The 20,179-nt window shown below is 41.1% G+C and carries 15 protein-coding genes and 3 pseudogenes; 7 read left to right on the plus strand and 11 right to left on the minus strand.

Annotated elements, in window-relative coordinates; genetic code table 11:
- Window positions 1–553: 553 nt before the first annotated feature.
- Window positions 554–766: a hypothetical protein gene (locus AC6I1F_RS06665; RefSeq protein ID WP_289164025.1), complete on the plus strand. Its 213-nt coding sequence runs from the start codon at window positions 554–556 to the stop codon at window positions 764–766.
- 228 nt (window positions 767–994) lie between these two features.
- Here the strand turns inward: AC6I1F_RS06665 and AC6I1F_RS06670 are convergent, their stop codons facing one another.
- Complete coding sequence (locus AC6I1F_RS06670; protein ID WP_290432774.1) at window positions 995–1,960, minus strand: LysR family transcriptional regulator; 966 nt, start codon at window positions 1,958–1,960, stop codon at window positions 995–997.
- Between the two features lie 116 nt (window positions 1,961–2,076).
- Here AC6I1F_RS06670 and AC6I1F_RS06675 point away from each other — a divergent pair, with 116 nt between their 5' ends.
- The 3 genes from AC6I1F_RS06675 to AC6I1F_RS06685 all read left to right on the plus strand — a co-directional run bounded on the left by AC6I1F_RS06675 (window position 2,077) and on the right by AC6I1F_RS06685 (window position 5,950).
- A complete protein-coding gene (locus AC6I1F_RS06675; protein WP_290432773.1) occupies window positions 2,077–3,489 on the plus strand; it encodes an amidohydrolase family protein in 1,413 nt (470 codons plus the stop codon).
- A gap of 15 nt (window positions 3,490–3,504) precedes the next feature.
- The gene (gene dcuC / locus AC6I1F_RS06680; protein WP_290432772.1) at window positions 3,505–4,899 is read left to right on the plus strand and encodes a C4-dicarboxylate transporter DcuC; all 1,395 of its coding nucleotides are present in this window, start codon (window positions 3,505–3,507) and stop codon (window positions 4,897–4,899) included.
- Window positions 4,900–4,963: 64 nt separating this feature from the next.
- The gene (locus tag AC6I1F_RS06685) at window positions 4,964–5,950 is read left to right on the plus strand and encodes an asparaginase (RefSeq protein WP_290432771.1); all 987 of its coding nucleotides are present in this window, start codon (window positions 4,964–4,966) and stop codon (window positions 5,948–5,950) included.
- A 145-nt stretch (window positions 5,951–6,095) separates the two neighbouring features.
- Here the strand turns inward: AC6I1F_RS06685 and AC6I1F_RS06690 are convergent, their stop codons facing one another.
- From AC6I1F_RS06690 to AC6I1F_RS06715, 6 genes are all read right to left on the minus strand, one after another.
- On the minus strand, window positions 6,096–6,281 hold the full coding sequence (locus tag AC6I1F_RS06690) for a LuxR C-terminal-related transcriptional regulator (protein WP_363325333.1): 186 nt from the start codon (window positions 6,279–6,281) through the stop codon (window positions 6,096–6,098).
- A 414-nt stretch (window positions 6,282–6,695) separates the two neighbouring features.
- Window positions 6,696–7,880 (minus strand): nucleotide sugar dehydrogenase, encoded by a 1,185-nt coding sequence (locus AC6I1F_RS06695; protein WP_290432770.1) that lies wholly within the window; start codon window positions 7,878–7,880, stop codon window positions 6,696–6,698.
- 15 nt (window positions 7,881–7,895) lie between these two features.
- Window positions 7,896–8,483 (minus strand): acyltransferase, encoded by a 588-nt coding sequence (locus AC6I1F_RS06700; RefSeq protein ID WP_289187398.1) that lies wholly within the window; start codon window positions 8,481–8,483, stop codon window positions 7,896–7,898.
- On the minus strand, window positions 8,476–9,630 hold the full coding sequence (locus AC6I1F_RS06705; protein ID WP_289187400.1) for a DegT/DnrJ/EryC1/StrS family aminotransferase: 1,155 nt from the start codon (window positions 9,628–9,630) through the stop codon (window positions 8,476–8,478). The genes AC6I1F_RS06700 and AC6I1F_RS06705 overlap by 8 nt, the downstream gene beginning before the upstream one ends.
- 11 nt (window positions 9,631–9,641) lie before the next feature.
- Window positions 9,642–10,601: a Gfo/Idh/MocA family oxidoreductase gene (locus AC6I1F_RS06710; RefSeq protein ID WP_251570256.1), complete on the minus strand. Its 960-nt coding sequence runs from the start codon at window positions 10,599–10,601 to the stop codon at window positions 9,642–9,644.
- A 66-nt stretch (window positions 10,602–10,667) separates the two neighbouring features.
- On the minus strand, window positions 10,668–13,262 hold the full coding sequence (locus tag AC6I1F_RS06715) for a glycosyltransferase (protein WP_290432769.1): 2,595 nt from the start codon (window positions 13,260–13,262) through the stop codon (window positions 10,668–10,670).
- A gap of 724 nt (window positions 13,263–13,986) precedes the next feature.
- Between AC6I1F_RS06715 and lplT the strand changes: the two are divergent.
- The 3 genes and pseudogenes from lplT (at window position 13,987) to AC6I1F_RS06730 (ending at window position 16,782) form a co-directional block, all read left to right on the plus strand.
- A pseudogene (lplT, locus tag AC6I1F_RS06720) lies at window positions 13,987–15,291 on the plus strand (lysophospholipid transporter LplT).
- A 244-nt stretch (window positions 15,292–15,535) separates the two neighbouring features.
- Window positions 15,536–16,150, plus strand: a pseudogene (locus tag AC6I1F_RS06725) (phosphoglucose isomerase-related protein).
- Window positions 16,151–16,221: 71 nt separating this feature from the next.
- Window positions 16,222–16,782, plus strand: coding sequence for a glucose-6-phosphate isomerase (locus AC6I1F_RS06730; protein ID WP_363325332.1), 561 nt, complete (start codon window positions 16,222–16,224; stop codon window positions 16,780–16,782).
- Between the two features lie 36 nt (window positions 16,783–16,818).
- Here AC6I1F_RS06730 and rfbD read toward each other — a convergent pair whose 3' ends face one another.
- The 4 genes and pseudogenes from rfbD to rfbB all read right to left on the minus strand — a co-directional run bounded on the left by rfbD (window position 16,819) and on the right by rfbB (window position 20,155).
- The gene (rfbD, locus tag AC6I1F_RS06735) at window positions 16,819–17,661 is read right to left on the minus strand and encodes a dTDP-4-dehydrorhamnose reductase (RefSeq protein WP_290432768.1); all 843 of its coding nucleotides are present in this window, start codon (window positions 17,659–17,661) and stop codon (window positions 16,819–16,821) included.
- Entirely contained in the window at window positions 17,658–18,212 is a 555-nt protein-coding gene (gene rfbC, locus AC6I1F_RS06740; protein WP_290432767.1) for a dTDP-4-dehydrorhamnose 3,5-epimerase, read from the minus strand. Before rfbC ends, rfbD begins: the two co-directional genes overlap by 4 nt.
- Window positions 18,206–19,091 (minus strand): annotated as a pseudogene (rfbA, locus tag AC6I1F_RS06745) (glucose-1-phosphate thymidylyltransferase RfbA). Before rfbA ends, rfbC begins: the two are co-directional and overlap by 7 nt.
- On the minus strand, window positions 19,091–20,155 hold the full coding sequence (rfbB, locus tag AC6I1F_RS06750) for a dTDP-glucose 4,6-dehydratase (RefSeq protein ID WP_290432765.1): 1,065 nt from the start codon (window positions 20,153–20,155) through the stop codon (window positions 19,091–19,093). Before rfbB ends, rfbA begins: the two are co-directional and overlap by 1 nt.
- Window positions 20,156–20,179: the final 24 nt, after the last annotated feature.

Below are 20,179 nucleotides of genomic sequence, written 5' to 3' on the forward strand. Positions count from 1 at the left end.
TGCTGTTCTGATGATACTCAACAAACAGAAATAAATCGATTTAACTTACTGCAAATATTTAAGATTTTGCTTATTTAACGCTGTCAAAGCGGACTTTTAAAGGAAGCTGAAAATGAGATCTCGGCTAACAGCACTTCTCCGGATTTGAGCCCTGCGTCTCAAATTCTTCGGTTTAAATTCTCGCCGGCGCTTCAGAATCAATCCTTCAAAGTGCATAATAAATAAACGATTCGTGAATTAAGGTGCGTCAATGTATTTGGTGATTCGAGGCGATCGACTGTACGCGGGATATTCTGAAACTTACACAAAGAAAAACGGAAAAAGAGCAACGCGCTGAAGAATCGCAAAGTCTCTCGGCAGTAAATCCGAACTTCTCGCTCAGGATCCGCAGGCTCTGGAAAAGCTTCGTGCGGAGCTTCGACAAATTTCAGCGCCGAACCAAGCGACTAAAAAAATGCTTCGCCGCTCACCCTGTTAAAATGACTTACCTTTCATCGGCGAACCGGTTCTCAACTATGCAAACTGTATTCTTAAGCCGATATAGGAAAAGGATTTGAAGTTAAAAGCACTTGTTCGTTACTACACAACCAAGTTCGGACTTGATTTTGACGGAGAAGCGATGCTTTGGCAGCACTTTGTTGAATGCATCATCAGTCAGGCTTCTTTAGGACAACAATACCGCGCCTGCGCAGTTGCCAGCTTGGAAGCCCGCTATTTAGCACTGATCCTAATTCTCTTTATGCTTCCTGGCGTTTCATGGGTTTAAAGAGATTCAAAACATCCCAATACCTCTGTTGCGGTCGTCGCTGCAGAGGAATGTCCCGGAGCAAACTCTAAGCTTCAAATGAGTTTGCTAGTCATAATGACAATTAAAAGGATAGCGAAACAAACTTCATTAACCGAAAGTTGTAACGTTGTAAAGACTGCAGATTTGACATGGCTCAGCACAATTGATCGAGGGCACAAGAGCAAATGCCCTAATTTCTCAAATCCGCTAAAGGCAAATCTCCTTAAAGTACTGCGAAGAGACCAGCTTCTTTAATCTTGATTCACAATCCATTTCAACTGCAGAAAATTCCTGAGCCAAATATTCAGCAAAACACCGAACGAACGGTTTGTTCCAGTCCTCTCTGTGAATCGCTACGTAATTTTCCTGAGACGGCCGGTGCCAACCATTGAGGACAGGCACCAGAGCTCCGCTTTCCAATTCATCAATACACGCAAATAGCGGCATAGAAATGGCAACGCCAATACCTTGTAATGCAGCATCCTTGACCATCTCAACATTGCTGAATCTAAGCGATGGTCCCTGCGGCACATTGCACACAGTATTGCCTTTGCGCAAGGGAAAAGTCACTAAAAATGAATAACGACTCTGGTATAAATTCCAAAATATTCTGTGATTAGATAAATCATCCGGCTCAGTAATTTGACCGTGTGCCTGAATATATTCCGGAGATGCAACCGGCACGAACAACATCCGACCTCTCGATCTAAGAATGTAGTCCGGCAGTGAAAACGAACCCGAAATAAATGCGATGTCAGCGAGTCTACGTTTAAATTCATCAATATCTAAAGGACTGATGACATTGATCCTCATCTGAGGATGCATATCAAGGAATTTAGAAATGATTTTAGGCAAATACTTTCTCTGAGAGTTACCAACCATGAGGCGAACAATTTGCGTTTCATCGGAAATTCTGCTGGACAGCAAACTCTTAATCTTTTCCCTTGAATTGACAAGACTGCGTGCCGGTTCAATCAATTCAGAGGCAATTTGTGTAGGAAGAAAAGGTCTAGCGCTTCGATCAAATAATGTCACACCGAGCTTCTTTTCCAAATTTTTAATCTTTTTTGAAACAGCTGAATTATCCAGCTTGAGCTTCACCGCAGTTTCACTTACGGAGCCCGTGTCATAAAGGACGATAAATACCGCCCAATTGATGATCTCTTCGCTCATAGTTTTCTAAATTTGCAATCTATTTTTCCATTTTAGAACTTAGTGAGAGATAGAAGATATTAGTAAATCCTATAGTTAGTTATATTCAACCCAACTTTAAACCAAAGGAGATCAATTTGTTTGACTTAATCATCAGAGGGGCAAGAGTCGTTGACCCTCTCAATAAAATCAACGCGGTTTTAGATATTGCAGCTGAGGACGGGAAGATCGCAAAAATTGCGCAGGAAATAACCGATCCTTCAAAAAAAGAAATCAATGCACACGGAAAAGTTGTTGTTCCGGGAATCATTGATATGCATTCACATATGCGAACTGTTCTTGGGCATAAACATGCTCAAAGAATGATAGCGCTTGCCGGTGTCTGTACAACTTTGGATATGGCTGGTCCTCTGGAAGATATTCTTTCCTCGATCCCTGAAAGCGGTTCAGGAGTCAATATCGCGATATTGGATGCTGCTAGAGAGGGTCAAACACTCACTTCCTCGAGACCATCTCAACTTGAACAGGAAGCTTTCATTGAAAAGACACTTGAATCCGGGGGCATCGGAATCAAACTGTTAGGCGGACACTTCCCTATGGATATAGACATTAGCGAAAGTTTTATTTCTCTTGCAAATAAAAATAAATCCTGGGTCGCCTGGCACGCCGGCAGTACAAAGCATGGTTCCAATATTGAAGGCATGCGCGAGGCTGTAACAGCTGCCGGCAAAGATAAGTTCCTTCATATTGCGCATATTAACAGTTATTGCAGAAGCCAAATTTCTAATGAGACCGATGAAGCATTGGAGGCAATCGAACTTTTAAGAAGCCATCCGAACATTTTTGCTGAATCATATCTTTCTCCTCTCAATGGCACCCGATTAATCGTTAAAGACGATATTCCTCTCAGCAAGGTTACTTCTACTTGCCTCAAAAAAGGCGGATACAACAACAATTACTCCGGTATGAAACAGGCAATTATTGACGGTTATGCCGGTGTCCTCGTCGATGATGGAACAATTGGCAAACTGCTTAGCGGAAGCGAAGGAGCAGCCTATTGGGAATCTCAGAACACCATGTGTACAGGAAGTTTTGCCGTAAACCCTGCAATCAGCCGATTCCTTCTTGCTACAGCTAAACGCAGTGACGGATCATTCGTTGTTGATTCCCTTTCAACAGACGGTGGATGCTATCCAAGAAATGTAATTGTCGAGAATGGTTTGCTGCTTGTTAAGTTCGGCGCCCTTTCTCTGACTGAATTCGCTATTAAATCAAGCCTAAACGGTGCCAGAGCGCTTGGGCTTCCTAGTAAAGGCCACCTCTCTGTCGGGGCAGATGCAGATATATCCATACTTGACATCGATAAAGAAAAAGCCTTCGCAACTGTTGTAGATGGGAAGGTCATTATGCTGGACGGTCAGCTGATCGGTACTGGAACAACAATTATCTGTGATGAAAGAGGTGTTGAGACACTTAAAAGAAGAAATATAAAACACACCGTAAAAGAACCTTTCGCAATGGCTCAAATTACTAATCGCTTTATTCCATAACTCCAGGAGAAATCTATGTTTGGCTTACTCGTTGTTCTTCTAGGTATATTCCTAATCGGATATTTAATCATCAAGAAATACTATGCCCCATGGGCTCTTCTTCTCGTTGGCGTTTTACTGCTATTTCTTGTTGGAGCATTTACCGAGACGCCTTTAGCCACGGGCAAAAAAGCAACTCACAGCTGGCTTCTGGATATAGTCCAAGTCATTACGAATCTTTCCTCTTCTACTCTGGCCGGACTTGGTCTTCAAATTATGGTGATTTCCGGCCTTGCAGATTATTTAGACCGTATAGGAGCTACAAAATCATTCGTAAAGATTTGCGCAAAGCCGCTTGAGTATGTCCGCAGTCCGTATACTCTGCTTGCGCTTGCGTACTTAATCGGTCAGTTTATAAATATCTTCATTCCTTCCGCAGTCGGTTTAGGCGTATTGCTGATGCTTACCGTTTATCCTCTGTTAATAGCTGTTGGGGTTTCCAGACTTTCCGCAGCTGCGGTAATTGTCACAGCGAGCTGTCTGGACTTAGGGCCTGCTTCTGCCAACTCAATCGTAACAGCCAAGCTGATCGGCATCACTGCCATGGAATACTTTATTGAGGGCCAGGTTATCGTAGGTGGTGCAGCGGCATTAGCTATTGCGATTAGTCACGGATTCCTTCAGAAGTACTTTGATAAAAAAGATCTCGCTAGCGGTCGTATAACCGAAGATGACTTTAAACTTAGAAGCGAACTGATTGCCGCACAAGCCAAAGATAAGCAGCCTGACGCTCCTTGGTTTTATGCCATTCTTCCGGTCCTTCCGATTGTATTTCTGTTTATCTTTTCTAAATTCTGCTACACCGGCGTAAGACTTGAACTGATCACTTGTATGTTCCTCTGTATGTTAATCAGTTTCTTCATGGATCTTGCAACCAGACGCAGTTTTAAAGACTGCGTTGCCAACACCAAGATTTTCTTCCAAGGCATGGGCAGAGTCTTTACATCTACTGTCGCGCTTATCATCTGTGCTTTAGTATTTGCCGAAGGACTCAAACTGTCCGGCGGCATTAATTCCATTATTGGATGGGCCGCATCCATGGAAAACGCTGGCGGTATTGTCATGCTTGTTGTAATGTGCGCTCTTCTTGCCCTAGCCTCCATTATCACCGGGTCTGCCAATGCCGCATTTTTTGCATTTAATTCTCTTCTTCCCCACGCTGCAAAGGCTGTCAACTGGGAAATGATCGTCATGGCCTGCCCTGTCCAGCTAGTCAGCGGCATAGCCAGATCTATGTCTCCCATCGCTGGAGTGACGATCGCAGTCTCGAGTATTGCTGAATTATCACCGTTTGAAGTTGTCAGAAGAACAATCCCCGTGATGGCGATCGGCATGATTACGACGATTGCGGCATCTCTGCTTCTTCTCTAATGCATTAAATCTAATTTTTCAGTGCCTGCATCAAGGCACTGAAAACCTCTTCAAATAAGTCAATATGAAAAAGAAAGTCATTGTATTCTCTACAGGAGGAACGATTCTCAGCTCTGCAGCAAATCCTACAGAATTGACGAATTACACCAACCGCGGGACAAAAATCTCCGACATCCTTTCGTTAAATGGGGATGCAGACGTTGAATATCGTGAACTTTACAGTATCCCAAGCAGTCAAGTTGGCCTCCCTCATTGGAAGACCATGATCAGCGAAACGGAAAAAGTTCTAAGCAAAGATGATGTTGCAGGCGCTGTAATTACTCATGGAACTGACACCTTGGAAGAATCCGCATTTCTAATAAATTTGATAGTTAAAAGCGATAAACCGATAGTTTTTACCGGAGCAATGAGACCAAACGGTGCTCTTGGTTCTGACGGTGAACTTAATCTCAATAATTCGATAAAAGCCGCCATGTCTCCTCTTTCACAAAACCGAGGCGTTTTGGTTTGCTTTAATGGGAAAATCGGAGATGCAAGGCTGATTACCAAGACACACACCTTAGATCCATCGACATTCCAAGCTCCAGAATATGGGTTCTGTGGATTCATCATTAATGACTATATTGAATTTTTGTCTCGCTGTGATAAACCGCATACAAAATCTTCTGAATTTGAACTTAATGACTTGAACAGACTTGATTCACTCTCATATGTACCGGTGATTACTTCCTACCCGGAAGAAACATCAGACTTCATTGATGCAGCTTTAATGCGCGGTGCCAAAGGCATTGTATATGCTGGGATGGGACATGGAAATGTAACACCTGCAGCGGAGAAAGCTCTAAGCGAATGTCGTAAAAGGGGCGTCATTGTTGTTCGAGCAAGCCGAACCGGCGGCCCTGTACTTCCAAGTAAAGAAAAATGGATGCAGATGGGATTTATTCCGTCCGGCAGCCTAAGCGCAAATAAAGCCAGACTGCTGCTCGCTTTGTCCATTGCGAAGCACGGACAATCCCAATCGGAGGCAGAAAGAATATTTAGAACCTATTAACCATAGAAAAATGAAAGCGCCTTGTGACAATGAGTTAACTTTGACAATTTGTTCCAACTCTTGAAATCCGAGAAACTGACAAAAGTCGGTGAAGCACTTATTTATTGATCACGACTGCTGGCGCCTATTTCGTTTCATCCGAGATTTAAACCAGTCCTGCTAAGAGCAGTACTTTGCGTAATTGCGCAAAATTTGAGATGCCTAATTTTCTGTAGGCATTTGCTCTATGCGTCTCTACCGTCCGCTCGCTCAAGTTTAATCTTGAAGCAACCTGGCAGTTCATCAACCCCATCGAAACAAGATCAATAACCTGTCGCTCTCTGTTCGTCAATGAGTCTAATTTTTCGACGGCTGTCGTTTCCTGAAAACGGTTGACTACTTGATGTTATTAAACCTAGTTAAAGTTTACTGTTTAAAGAGTAATTCCTGAAATTAGTTTACCCCTTGTTGATCTTATTCTTGCTTTAGGTTGCCATGAGGTGACGCCTCATGGCAACCTAAAGCAGGAAACAGCTTGAGCACTCCGTTCGAATAATTGAGAGAATTCAACAGCACTTGCAGATTTAATTAAAATTCATAGAAATGGACGATCTATTCGCGTTCTATTTAAAGAGACTATTGGTGATGCTAGCAGTTTGATTCAAAAAAAATTACTGCGAAAAAACGCAACTTCTGTATTAAAAAAGAGGACTAGCACATCCCTTGAAAGGACTAGTTCAAAAACACTATTTTTTCAAGTCATACTCTAAGAATTCCTATCATGACTTTTCCTTAGCTCAATAATTGATAAATTGTAGGGCGAGACAATTAGGTCGTATAGATCTGTAATCTCATCAATAGTCTCGAAACCAAACATCGACAATGAAACGCTGTGATCCACGAACGGATCATAAACATCCACTTCAATTCCTTGCCTCACAAGGAGTTCTCGAAGCTGAGGCGTTTTTGTATTCCTAATATCTTTAACACCTGGTTTAAAAGCTAGTCCTCGAATCAAGACTTTTTTGCCCCTATAGGGTTTCTCAAGTTTCGAAAGGATGCGGCAAGCAAATTCTTCCGGCATATTTTCGTTAACATCCCTAGCTTGCTGAATAAGAGAAAGTGGTACGCCTTCTTTCTCAGCGGATTCTAATAGATAATAAGGATCCACCGCGATACAGTGCCCCCCTACTAATCCCGGATGATAATTAGAGAAATTCCATTTGCTTGCAGAAACCTTCAGTACTTCATCCATCGGAATGCCCATTTTCTCTAAGTAGACAGACAGTTCATTCATTAGCGCAATGTTAACGTCTCTCTGAATGTTTTCCACCAATTTTGAAGCCTCTGCAATTTCAATGGAAGACGCCATGCATGTCTTATTTACAACGAAAGAATAGAGTTTTTTTATAAATAGAAGACTCTCTTCGTTTATGCCCGATACTACCTTCGAAATTGACTGAAGCGTATGTTCAGCATCTCCCGGATTCACTCTTTCCGGAGAGAAACCCAGGTAAAAATCTTCTCCCGGCACAAGAGCTGACTCGCCCTTTAAGATCGGCAGACAGATTTTTCCAGTACAGCCCGGGGCAACGGTTGATTCATAAATGACACAATCTCCTTTTGTGAGCAGAGAACCAACCATCCGAGAAGCATTAATGAGGCAGGAAAGGTCAGGACTATGATTTTGATCTACGGGTGTCGGCACAGCAATAATAAAAACATTACAGTTCCTGAGATCTGCGGCATCTGACGAAAAGCTGAGCTGTCTATGTTGAAATTCTTCTGCAGAGTACTCGCCGTTTCGATCAAACGACTGAGAGAGTTCGAATACTCTTTTTTTATCAAGATCAAATCCAACCACCGGAAACAAACGAGAAAATGCGAGCGCTAGGGGCAAACCTACATATCCGCAGCCGATAACGGCGATCCTATAACTTTCTTTTTGCATCAAATATACCTGTTCTTATTCTTTAGTTTCTGCAGATTCAATCACACAGCCGTTTAATAATTGGTAGTTACAGCAGGAATCCGGACAATACGCACGACCTTCCGTATTAAAATTTAATCTATTACCAAAACGGCTGACCCATCCATGATGGCGTGCAGGATTTCCTACTACAACTTCAAAATCTTTTACATCCTTAGTCACGACGCTTCCAGCTCCTATCAGTGCATATCGTCCGATCTGATGTCCGCACAGAATGACTGCGTTTGCACCAACTGAAGCTCCTTCTTTAACTATTGTGTCTTTGAATTCAAACTTTCTGCTAACAAAACTTCGAGGGTTGAGAACATTAGTAAAGACGCACGACGGTCCTAAGAAAACGTTGTCTTCAATAGTGACGCCTGTAAAAAGAGAGACATTGTTCTGGACTCTAACTCCGCTGCCAATAACAACTTTCGGTGCAACATAGACATTTTGGCCAAGAGAGCAATTTTCTCCAATGATGCTGTCTTCGGAAACATGGCAAAAATGCCAGATAACAGTCCCCTTTCCTATCACCGCTCCGTGATCAACGACTGCGGTTGGATGAATCTGAATTTCAGACATGACTTTCTCTAAAAAATTGCTTTACTGCTGAGATAACAGCTTCCTGTTCCCACTCTTTCATTGAAGGGAAACAGGGTAAAGAAAGGACGCAGAATGGCAATTGTTCTGAATTAGTGAGTTTCACGGGAGTACGTACGAAAGGAGCGTAAGCTTTTTGTCGGTGTATCGGCAGTGGATAATAGACTTGCGAGGCAATCCCCTTTTTGTTTAGATAACTCTGTAAGGCATCTCTCCGATCTTTAGCTACTTTTACTGTATACAAATTTGGAACATAGCTATTGACCTCCGCGCAGAGCGGAAGCTCTAAGCTTTCTAGTTGAGAAAAACTTTCTGTATACCGTGACGCAATTTGGACTCTTCGACGACAATTATCTCCAAATCTACTCAAGTAGTAGCAAAGCACTTCTGCCTGAACGGTATCCAGTCTGGAGTTCATACCGAGCATGGCGTGAAAGTATTTCTTTTCCTGTCCATGGCTGACGATGCTGCGAAGACGATTCCATAGTTTAGGATCATCTCTATTTACGAAAATCGCTCCTCCGTCTCCCCAAGCACCTAAATTCTTAGACGGGAAAAAGGATGTACAGCCCAGACTCGCAACGGTTCCGGATTTTTTCTTTTTACCGTCTACAACACAGTCCGAACCTAAACTTTGCGCTGCATCTTCAATAACTGTCAGTTGGTACTTATCTGCAATTTGCATGATGTCATCCATACGCGCAGGAAGACCGAATAAATGCAAAGGCAGAATCACCTTGGTTTTAGGAGAAATTGCCTCCCCTAACTGAGCCGGATCTAAATTAAAAGTATTCCAATCAACATCAACGAGAACAGGAGTTAAACCCAATAGGCAAATCATTTCAACTGCAGCCGGATAACCAAACGCCGGCGTTATGACTTCATCCCCCTTATTCAGTTCTAAAGCCATTAAAGCAGCCAGCAACGCATCTGTACCATTACCCACCGCAATCACATTGTTTGTATTCAGATACTGAGCCAGTTGATTTTCGAAGTCTAAGACCGCGCGACCGCGGATAAAGCATCCTTGCTTCAATAATTGAGAAATGCTTATCCGTAGTTCTTGAGGCAATCCTGTATCAGTCACCTCAGGCCTAAAAATCGGAATTTTTTTGAAAGTTTCCGTCATATTTTTTTCAACTAAGAGAGGCGAATGCTTTCGCACAGTCTTATGGCTGGAAGAGCATCTGCCAGTCCAAAACCCCGTCCTGCAAGAATCTCTTTGTAGCTTTGGATATGAAGGTCAGTAAAGCCATTCGTGAAATCAAACGGAGAACCGTCAATTATCATCTCTCTCCATGATCGCTGATTTGTATCCCGCAAATTAAGAGGTAAATCCTCCTGTTTAATACTCAGGAAAAAATTGACATCTGCATAAGGACAATGAAGAATCCCTCTTAACTGTTCGTCCGACTTATTAAGAATCTCATACGAATCCGGATAACCAAAGAGCTGAATCAGCATGTCAAAAAAATGAATACCAATATTGCTTGCAACTCCTCCGCTTTTATTGATATCAAATTTCCAGCTTTTTTTATACCAGGGACCGCGTGATGTCACATAGTTCAAAGAGACTTTTGAACGCTTAGAAGAATTTTGTCTTTGAGACTCTAACAAAGCCTTTAATCTAATTATTTGCGGATGAAGTCTAAGCTGGAGAATGGAATAAACTCTTTTGCCTGTCTCTTGTTCGATTTTTTCTAGCTCGTGCACTTCCTTCTCGGTCAATACCAAAGGCTTTTCGCAAATAACATGCATGTTATTTTTTAGTCCGAATTTTATTTGAGGAAAATGCAAATAGTTTGGCGTACAGATTGAGAGAAAATCTAAATCTTGTGCAAGATTTTCTTTTTTTAAAGCCCCAACGTTTTGTCTTCTTTTGCCTCGCAGTACCTCTTCCATCTCGGCCACAGACAAGAAGAACTTACACTGTGGAAAATTTCGATCTAAAACTCCAACACTGTCCGTCACATCACAGGCATAAAGCAGTTCATTACCTGTTTCAAATATAGCCTGGATATGTCTGGGCGCCACATAACCAGCCGCTCCTAATAAACCGAATCCATACTTCTTCGGCAATTGTTTCTCTTTCTTTGTCATTAGTCAAACAATCTACGTTGAATCTTTGTCCTAAAAAACTTATTGCTGCCTTCTCGAAAAGATCTATTAATGATTTACCCCCCCCCCGATGCTTCCAATATCACATGAACTACGAGTCCTTTCTCGTTGACAACCTCTCTTTATTAAGCCGTAAATCACTTGTGCAATTTTTTTAATTAAAACGTATCTATTAGTGCCTAATGGACAGAGCTTGGTAACAAAGTCTCTGCATACAGCGTAGCGTTCTATCATTCTCGCGTCGTACTCACTTTTGCGCAGTAGATTTAATTGCTCAATGCGCTCCCGATGATAAAGAAGCTCCTCTTGATGAGACTTAATCTTCGCGTGGAGTTGATTATTTTCTTCCTGATATTGCTTAGACAAGTTTTGATATCTCAGAATCTCTTCCCTGTGTCTATTAATCCCTTCTTGACAATATGAAATAGTCGAATCAACGAAGTTAATGAAATCTTGGTTGACCGGTAACGGTTGGCTTAACTGCCCATTTTCTAAGGAATGTATTAAATCGAGCCATCCATCAATATGACTGGGATTAGAAGCAATAAAATTGTTAATGGAGGATTTTGCTTCAAGCGCAAGTTGTTTTCTTCTATCATTATTTCTTAACAACTCACAGATTACTTCCGCTGCACCTGCAACATCATGTCTTGGGACAGATATGTACCCTTTCCTATCTTTCAAAAGCTCTAGATAAGGCAATTCGTAAAGAACTGTAGGAACCGCATAAGTTTTTGCTTCCACTAGTGACATGGGGAAACATTCGTAGCTTGAGGTCATCAAATGAACATCAGCAATCTTTAGGAATCTCTCAGGTTCCAAAGAGAAACCCTCATAAATTATTTTATTTTGCAGATGATGCTGGGCAATGAAGTCTTTTACGTAAATCGCATCAGCCTCACGTAGTTCCTTTCCTACGACATGACAAATAACATTTTGTTCTAACGAGCAAACCCTCCTGTAAATTTCCAGAGCCTCCCTGTAGTTCTTCTGGTTATTATCCAATGTTCCATACCAAACAACGTGACGAGTTCTATTTTCATTCTCTCGTCTACTATGATTCATTAGCGACGAGTCCTGTGATTCCGCCATGTCTTGTAGTAGTCCATTTGTTTCATCAAATGTTCTTAACAAGTTGAAGATATTGACTGCATTGACCCCATGAGATCGATAATAAAACTGCTCCATGGAAGTTGGCACGACTAGCGAATCTGCCAATTTGTAGGTGTGAAGCATCTTTTTAAAAATTGGATAATTTTGCGTTAAAAGCCGCGTCGCATTTTCACGCTGACAAATAACAAAAAAGCGTCCAGTTAACTTTACAGTCAGAAGATCAAACAGTATTTCCGGTGAATTCTCGTCGTCATAAATCACTAGATCAATTCCATTGTCAACTAAGGCTTTCTCAAAAACTCCAATTCTTTTAAGTTCTCCTCGCCTCGGAAGCACAACGATTGGGAAATTCCTAGTGGCGCTGTAATCTATATCGGTAACATCTTCAGTAAAAAAGACAATCTCAAAACCGTGCTTTTGAAATAGAGAAGCCTGCAATAAAATATAACGTTGCTTTTCTCCGTTATAAAGGCTTGGAAAAAAAATCCCTAGCTTCTTTATTTTTCTTTTGTGTAATTGAAGTAAACGCGATTTCCCAGCCCTGCGTGCTAACAGAGCAGGGTCTTTCGAATACATCTTTTGTAATGCCGAAAGAACATCCAGTTTGATTTGTTGGTTACAAAACAAACTATCAAAAGTATTAAACTCTTCGGCATTAGGAAGCTGATTGAATAGGTGAATAACCCAGCCAAGGAGACGAATAACTAGTTTATTAATAATGGGGCTATATTCCTCATACTTTGCTTGTGACGTTAAAAAAGATGTTAGAAATTTGGGAACTTCCAAGATTTGCGACCGAGGGCCAAATTTTTCTGAATTTGGTTTTCCTGTAGAAATCCCGCAACCTATGCGGTAAGAATAAAAAGGCTCTGTCTTTACTGACTTAAAGGTATTTGAATAAAAGCAGATCAGGAACAGTTGATAGCAATCCGTCCCACTTATTAAATAAACATTTTCAAGACGTCGTATCGCTTCTTTAACAACGGTGGTTCTATATATTTTGTCGGCCATTCCCCAACCAACTGTTGCATTTGCGTATATTGCTTGGATAATTTCCAAAGGCGTTTCTATTACACCCACCCACTCTCGTCTAAGATTAAAGTAGCTCCTGACAGCATGTTCATCCTTTGAAAATGCTGACATGTCAAAACGTAAAATATCAACATCGTGCTTTATGGCTAAAGAAACCTCTTTTTCCAACACTGTATTGAATGGCAGGTAGTCGTCCCCATCTACACAGATACACCACTTTCCCCTTGCTAATTCAAAAGCGCGCTTTCTTGCCAATAGAGTTCCTTGGCACTCTTGATGCACAACGATAAATCTTTTATCCAACCGTGCGTAATAGTCACAAATCTCTGCACAACGGTCTGTGCTTCCATCATTTATGACAATAAATTCTGCAGTGTTTAAAGTTTGGCAGTGTAGACTATTCAAACATTCGTCTAAATAGTCACCAACATTATGAACCGGAACAACCACTGATATATCAACAGATAATGCGATTCCACAATTACCATTATTTTTCATATAGTTATAACTTGTCTGTTTTTATACGCCATACCTAATTAAGATTATAGTCACTACGTAAAAATAATTTAAGAAGTTCTCTGTTAGGAATTATTCTAACTAGTACGTAAAGGATTTCCCTGATTTCACATTCACCGAAATTTCCTGAGACCAAACTTAAGGATCGCGGCGCACGATTCTCATTCATCCAAAGTTTACGTTTAATTTATTCTTGGAACAGTAAGTTTTAACAAGAAGTATCAGTATCCAATACAGTTACGCTGTTACATTTTGCGTTAGGCTTCTGCAGGTTAAATCCAAATCTATGAGCACTAATATGGTGTTAAGTAAATGAGTTACTCTATACTGAATTTAAATTTATAAAATAAAAGCTATAACCTACCTACACAGACTTGGTAACCGACAAACACTAAGAGGACTTTCCAACATTCTCTAGCATTCTATATCAAAGTTAATTACATTGAGGTCCCTGCCCAGAGAAGAAATCATTAGTGGGAGTTGTTCAATGTCTAGAAAAGTGCAACGGCTTTGAAGCATTGTCATAAAGGCTAAATATATTTGCTCAACCCCCCTCCATCCTTCAGAATTATGAAAAAACGATTGTAGAACTTCTTGTCCACAAACTCAGACCTTTTTCTTGCTTACAAGAGGCTCAACTATAAGAATATTAAGTTCGTCGAGGCTAAGGAATTATAATCTTCCTGTCTTTTATGGAGTCCTGTTTATGACAAAAGGCTTTTACAGCATAATGCTTGCGCAATTTTTATCTTCCTTGGCCGATAACGCCTTATGAATTGCCGCGATAGCACTGCTAACAACGCTAAATGAGCCCGAGTGGATGACTTCCTTGTTAAAACTTTTTTTGTTGTCAGTTACGTCTTATTTGCAGCATGCGTTGGGATATTCGCCGACACAATGCCAAAAGGACGTGTGATGTTGATCACAAATGCTGCAAAAACACTCGGCTGCTGCATTATGCTTTTCGGAACGCACCCTATCCTTGCATACGGAATCGTTGGGTTAGGTGCGGCAGCATATTCCCCCGCTAAATACGGAATCCTGACAGAGCTTCTGCCTCCGGAAAAATTGGTAAAGGCAAACGGTTGGATTGAGGGTTTGACAGTCACATCAATCATATTGGGAACAGGTTTAGGCGGTTTTCTTATTTCGCCTATGGTGGATCACTTTGTACAACAGGAACATTTATTTGGCGTCCATAATGCTGCTCAGGCTGCAATTGCAGTCATGATTCTTGTATACGCCGCTACTGCAGTTAATCTGCCTATTCCTGATACAGGAGCCCGATATCCTAAACAAGACTTCAGACCGGTGCACACGCTCGTTAATTTCGGAAAATCCTGTGCCCTGTTATGGAAAGATAAACTTGGACAGATTTCATTATCAGTAACAACTCTTTTCTGGGGCGCCGGCGCAACTCTACAGTTTTTAGTTCTGGCATGGGCGGACACAGCCCTCGGCCTTGATCTTTTGAAGGCGGCCATACTTCAAGGTGTCGTTGCAATAGGCATCGCTATAGGCGCTGTACTTGCTGCCACATTTGTAATGTTTGCGGAAAAGTGTAGACGTTTTACCGATCGGCGTTGTTATTGGCTTTTCTGTTGCCATTATGTCTTTCTTTAAAGGATCATGGATCCAAGGAGGATTTGATTTTATTGGCATTCATTTCTCATATGCGGTTATAGTTGTCTGCATTATGCTCGTTTTCGTTGGGATAATGGCCGGATTTTTTGTCGTTCCGATGAATGCCCTTCTTCAGCATCGAGGTCATGTCCTTATGAGTGCAGGCCGATCTATTGCAGTGCAAAATTTTAACGAGAACAGCTCCATCCTCGTGATGTTGGCTTTGTATTCTTTGCCCATTAAAGCCGGTCTGGAAACGGCAATAATAATGGTTTTGTTTGGTTGTTTTGTAGGTTGTTCAATGCTTGCCGTTATTTTCAAGCATAATCATAATCAGTCTAAAGAAGACTCTCTTCGAAGAAAAGAGACATTGAACTTCCGCTGTTGAATTCTGCCGTTATTTTGTCCTCTTTTCAGACGATGCTTTTTGCGCAATAATCAGAAGATATCTTATTTTTCGCCAATTATGAAATCATTAACCGTTCCCCTTTCATTCGTGATTCATTTGAGAATTGCAAAAAATCCGCTTGTGGAATTACATTAGATTTGGGAAGACAGCGCATATCTCAGACTGAACTTCTTTCATTAATCGATTTTGTCGGTAAAAAAGAATGATTGAATCGCTTAATGATATGAGAAAAGGGAAAATTGTCAACACCAGCGAACATAGATCTGCACTTCATACTTCACTCAGAGATCCGTCTTCCACCATTCCTCACGCCCGTAAAGTTCATGAGACCTTAGATAGATTCTGCAAATTTGCCGATGATGTTAGAAATTGGAAAAGACGGGGATGTGCTGGAGATCGTATAACAGACGTTATAAATATTGGCATTGGAGGATCTGACATGGGTCCTCGAACTGTTTACAACGCACTTAGAACAACGAAGCCAGAAATTAATTTACATTTCCTCGCAGCCGCTGACGGAGTAACTTTTGACAGAATAACCTCCTCTCTCGATCCCTTTAAAACTCTTGTCGCAATATCTTCTTAAAGTTTCAAAACCCAGGAAACTCAAGCCAATGAAAAAGAAATTTTAGAGTGGTAAAAAAATGGCGGTATTAAGCATAACAACTTGCACAAGCATGTTATTGTAGTTTCAGCTAAACCAGATGCAGCTTACTTCTTCGGATTACCCAAAGAAAATTATTTTCCAATCTGGGACTGGGTCGGTGGAAGATTTTCCGTTTGGGGTGCAATAGGTCTGCCTGTTGCAATATCTCTAGGCTCCGATACATTTAAATGATTTTTAGCTGGAGCTCGTGAAATGGACGAACATGCTTCAATTCTCCACTTCAAAATAATCTGCCGGCATTAATGGCGATGTTTGCCTATTGGAACTCTACACACTTGGATGTGTCATCTTATTGTTTTCTCCGCTACGATGAACGTCTTAGAACCATGGTAGATTGGCTTCAACAACTTGAAATGGAAAGTCTAGGAAAAAGCACAAAACCCGATGGAACACCGGTTATAGGGAAAACCTCTCCTACAGTCTGGGGAAGCCATGGAAACGAATCGCAGCACTCCTTCTATCAATGGTTACGAGAAGGAACCGCAAAAACAGCAATTGATGTTTTTGAGTGTGAAAAACCAGGCCATTCCCATAAAGAGCTAAATCGAGTCCTCATGGCAAATGCAAAGGCACAGACGGAAGCGCTTGTAATAAGAGATAAAGATAGCAAATACTTTAATGTCGTTTCAACGATAACGACAAAAGAATTAACGCCAGAGAGTTTAGGAGCTTTAATGGCGATGTATGAACATAAAACCACAATGTTGGGGACTCTTTTTGGAGTGAACGCGTTTGATCAACCCGGCGTTGAATTTAGCAAGAAACTTACACAAAAAGCTTACGCTGAGTCTGAAAATAATTAACAGATATTGGGTTGCATAGAACGCAACCCAATATCTTTAACGCAATAAAAACTCTCTAAGCGCATCTTCCCAATGAGGCATTTGATGAATTCCGCTCTCTCTCAGGACTAATTTATCAAGCCTTGAATTTTTTGGTCTCTTTGCGGGAGTAGGATACTCATCAGACGTGCATGGAACGACTTTCTGGTTTATTTTTTTTATTTCAAATATCTTTCTTGCAAAATCATACCAGCTCGCCTCACCTTCACAAGTTAAATGAACAGTACCAACTAACTCAGGATGCATCAGTATTTGCTGCAACGCATCTGAAACAGCCTTAGTACTAGTGGGATTCCCTACCTGGTCATTTACCACTTTTAGACAAGTTCTTGTACCATCAGCAAGTCTTAGCATGGTATGCACAAAACTTGGCCCATGACTTCCATATAGCCAAGACACTCTAGCAATCAAGTGATTGGGACAATGCGAACGAACTGCTTGCTCGGCTGCCCATTTGGAGTTTGCATAAATGTTTATACCTCCATTTGGCTGATCGTATTCATGATATGGCCTATCCAGGGCTCCATCAAAGACATAGTCTGTAGAAATGGAAATTAACTTTGCACCAATCAAATTAGCAGCTCTCGCAACATTTATCGTCCCGAAAGCATTTATCTTCCATGCATCGAACTGCTTAGACTCACAAAGGTCTACAGCTGTCATTGCTGCGCAATGAATAACAACGTCCGGTCTAAATTGAACAAATGCTTTTTCTACTTCGCATCCCTGAGTGATATCGCAGTTTTCAATAGTCAGAGGAATAAGTTCAAACCCCTTAAGATTCTTTACTAAAGTTTGTCCCAACATCCCCATTGAACCGGTAATCGCAATCTTTTTCATTTAAAGAGCTCTTTTCTGAAATCTTTGAACCACGGAGCTTTAGAATCTTTGTCGCTTAACAAAGGTTCAAAATCAATTGGCCATTCAATTCCAAGGTCTGGATCGTTCCATCGAATAGACCCTTCGTCATTGGGATGATAATAGTCTGTACATTTGTAGTGGAAGTGCGCTACATCGCTTAATACCACAAAGCCGTGAGCCATGCCAGGAGGAATCCAGAGCTGATTTTGATTTTCCTGATTCAAAATAGCCCCATACCACTTTCCAAATGTTGGAGAATTTTCTCTAATATCAACTGCTACGTCAAACACTTCACCATACGAAACCATAACAAGCTTTCCTTGAGGATGATTTTTTTGGAAGTGAAGCCCTCTCAAAATTCCTTTACTTGACTTGCTATGGTTATCCTGGACGAAAAGTAAATCAATTCCACATTCTTCATATCGTTGTTCTTGCCATGTTTCTACAAAATAGCCACGTGCATCTCCGAAGATTTTCGGTTTAACTAACAATACTCCATCTATTGTTGTTTTGATTACTTCCATCAGCACCACCTCAATAAGTTCAACAAATACTGTCCATACAAATTCTTAGCGATCGGCCTAGCCAATTCTTCCAATTGCTGATCGTTGATATACCCTTGTCGCCAGGCGATTTCCTCCGGACTCGAAATCATTAAACCTTGACGAGTTTGTACAGAATGGATAAAAGACGCTGCTTCAAGCAAAGATTCGTGTGTGCCTGTATCTAACCACGCTACGCCTCTCTCCATAATTTCAACATTAAGAGTTTTATTTTTGAGGTAGGCTAGATTAACGTCTGTTATTTCTAACTCACCACGAGGGCTAGGTTTAACTTTCTTGGCAATCTCAAGAACTCCTTCGTCATAAAAATACAATCCTGTCACTGCAAAATTTGATTTAGGTAGTCTTGGTTTTTCTTCAATTGAGACTGCTTTTTTCTCGGAATCAAATTCAACTACCCCGAACCGCCCCGGATCAGACACCTGGTAGCCAAAAACTGTGGCCCCCTCATCTCGTTCTTTTGCTTTCAACAAGAGCTTTTGGAATCCATGGCCAAAAAACAAGTTATCTCCAAGAACCAAACATGTGTTGTGACCTTTGATAAAATTTTCACAGAGCAAGAAAGCCTGCGCTAAACCTTCGGGCTTCTCTTGAACCATATACTCAAACCTACATCCCCACTGAGATCCGTCCCTAAGCAAGTCTTTAAATAAATCCTGTTGATCGGGTGCTGTAATAATTGCGATCTCTCTTATTCCTGCAAGCATTAAAACTGAAAGAGGATAGTAAATCATTGGTTTATCGTATACAGGCATCAACTGCTTGCTGATACTTTTCGTAAGGGGGGGGGTAAAGTCGTGTACCACTTCCTCCCGCCAGAATAATTCCTCTCCACTTTTTTGCCATTATTCTCTCCCGTTATAGTTAGCTTCAAGCCATTTTCGATACTCACCTGTCTTGATACTTTCTACCCAAGACGGATTATCTAAATACCACTGAACGGTTTCCTTGATTCCTTCTTCGAAAGTATGACGGGGTGTCCAACCAAGATCCCTTTCAACTTTCGCACAATTGATTGCATATCTAAAGTCATGGCCCAATCGATCTTTTACATATGTAATCTGTTCTTTGTATGACTTGCCATCTTCACGGGGTTTGATATCATCTAAGATAGAACAGATTTTGTTAACAATAAACAAATTCGTCCTCTCCGATTTTCCTCCAATATTGTATGTTTCACCAACCTTTCCTTTGGTTAAAACTTCGTAAATAGCTTCGCAGTGGTCTTCAACGTGGAGCCAATCTCGAATGTTTTCTCCAGTTCCATAAATGGGAAGTTTTTTCCCCGAAATTGCGTTTAAAGTCATTAATGGAATTAATTTTTCTGGAAACTGACGCGGACCATAATTGTTTGAACAGTTAGTGATCAATGTTGGTAAGCCATATGTCTCATTGAAGGCACGGACAAAATGATCGCTCGAAGCTTTTGAAGCAGAATAAGGACTGTTAGGGGCAAACGGTGTCTCCTCAGTAAAGGCAGGGTCTTCCAATTTTAATGTTCCGAAAACTTCGTCTGTTGAAATATGATGGAGCCTAAAATTATCTTTTTTCTCAGTGGGGAGGTTTTCCCACCATTCTTTTACTGTACGAAGCAGTATTTCTGTCCCAAGAACATTTGTGCGAACGAAAATATCCGGATCAACGATGGATCTGTCTACATGACTTTCTGCAGCAAAATTCACCACTGCATCAGGTTGAAATTCCTCAAGCAATTTCTTGACAAGTTCAGAATCGCCGATATCGCCTCGGACAAAAGCGTAATTAGGTTTATCTGAGACAGCATTCAGATTCTCAATATTGCCTGAATATGTAAGCTTATCCAAGTTAATAATGAAATCACTGGAGTTAACGCGCTGTAAAACAAAGCAAGAGCCTATAAAACCAGCTCCACCTGTAACTAAAATTTTCATTTTTATCACTACTTTCACTAGTGT

This window comes from Parasutterella sp. St.1A3, from assembly GCF_059728705.1.

What these genes read in the sequence shown, in the direction of transcription:
- AC6I1F_RS06700 (WP_289187398.1), bottom strand. Translation starts at nt 8,483, where the DNA reads ATGTCTGAAATTCAGATTCATCCAACCGCAGTCGTTGATCACGGAGCG.
- dcuC (WP_290432772.1), top strand. Translation starts at nt 3,505, where the DNA reads ATGTTTGGCTTACTCGTTGTTCTTCTAGGTATATTCCTAATCGGATAT.
- rfbB (WP_290432765.1), bottom strand. Translation starts at nt 20,155, where the DNA reads ATGAAAATTTTAGTTACAGGTGGAGCTGGTTTTATAGGCTCTTGCTTT.
- AC6I1F_RS06705 (WP_289187400.1), bottom strand. Translation starts at nt 9,630, where the DNA reads ATGACGGAAACTTTCAAAAAAATTCCGATTTTTAGGCCTGAGGTGACT.
- AC6I1F_RS06730 (WP_363325332.1), top strand. Translation starts at nt 16,222, where the DNA reads ATGGCGATGTTTGCCTATTGGAACTCTACACACTTGGATGTGTCATCT.
- rfbD (WP_290432768.1), bottom strand. Translation starts at nt 17,661, where the DNA reads ATGAAAAAGATTGCGATTACCGGTTCAATGGGGATGTTGGGACAAACT.
- AC6I1F_RS06695 (WP_290432770.1), bottom strand. Translation starts at nt 7,880, where the DNA reads ATGCAAAAAGAAAGTTATAGGATCGCCGTTATCGGCTGCGGATATGTA.
- AC6I1F_RS06670 (WP_290432774.1), bottom strand. Translation starts at nt 1,960, where the DNA reads ATGAGCGAAGAGATCATCAATTGGGCGGTATTTATCGTCCTTTATGAC.
- AC6I1F_RS06715 (WP_290432769.1), bottom strand. Translation starts at nt 13,262, where the DNA reads ATGAAAAATAATGGTAATTGTGGAATCGCATTATCTGTTGATATATCA.
- AC6I1F_RS06685 (WP_290432771.1), top strand. Translation starts at nt 4,964, where the DNA reads ATGAAAAAGAAAGTCATTGTATTCTCTACAGGAGGAACGATTCTCAGC.
- AC6I1F_RS06710 (WP_251570256.1), bottom strand. Translation starts at nt 10,601, where the DNA reads ATGACAAAGAAAGAGAAACAATTGCCGAAGAAGTATGGATTCGGTTTA.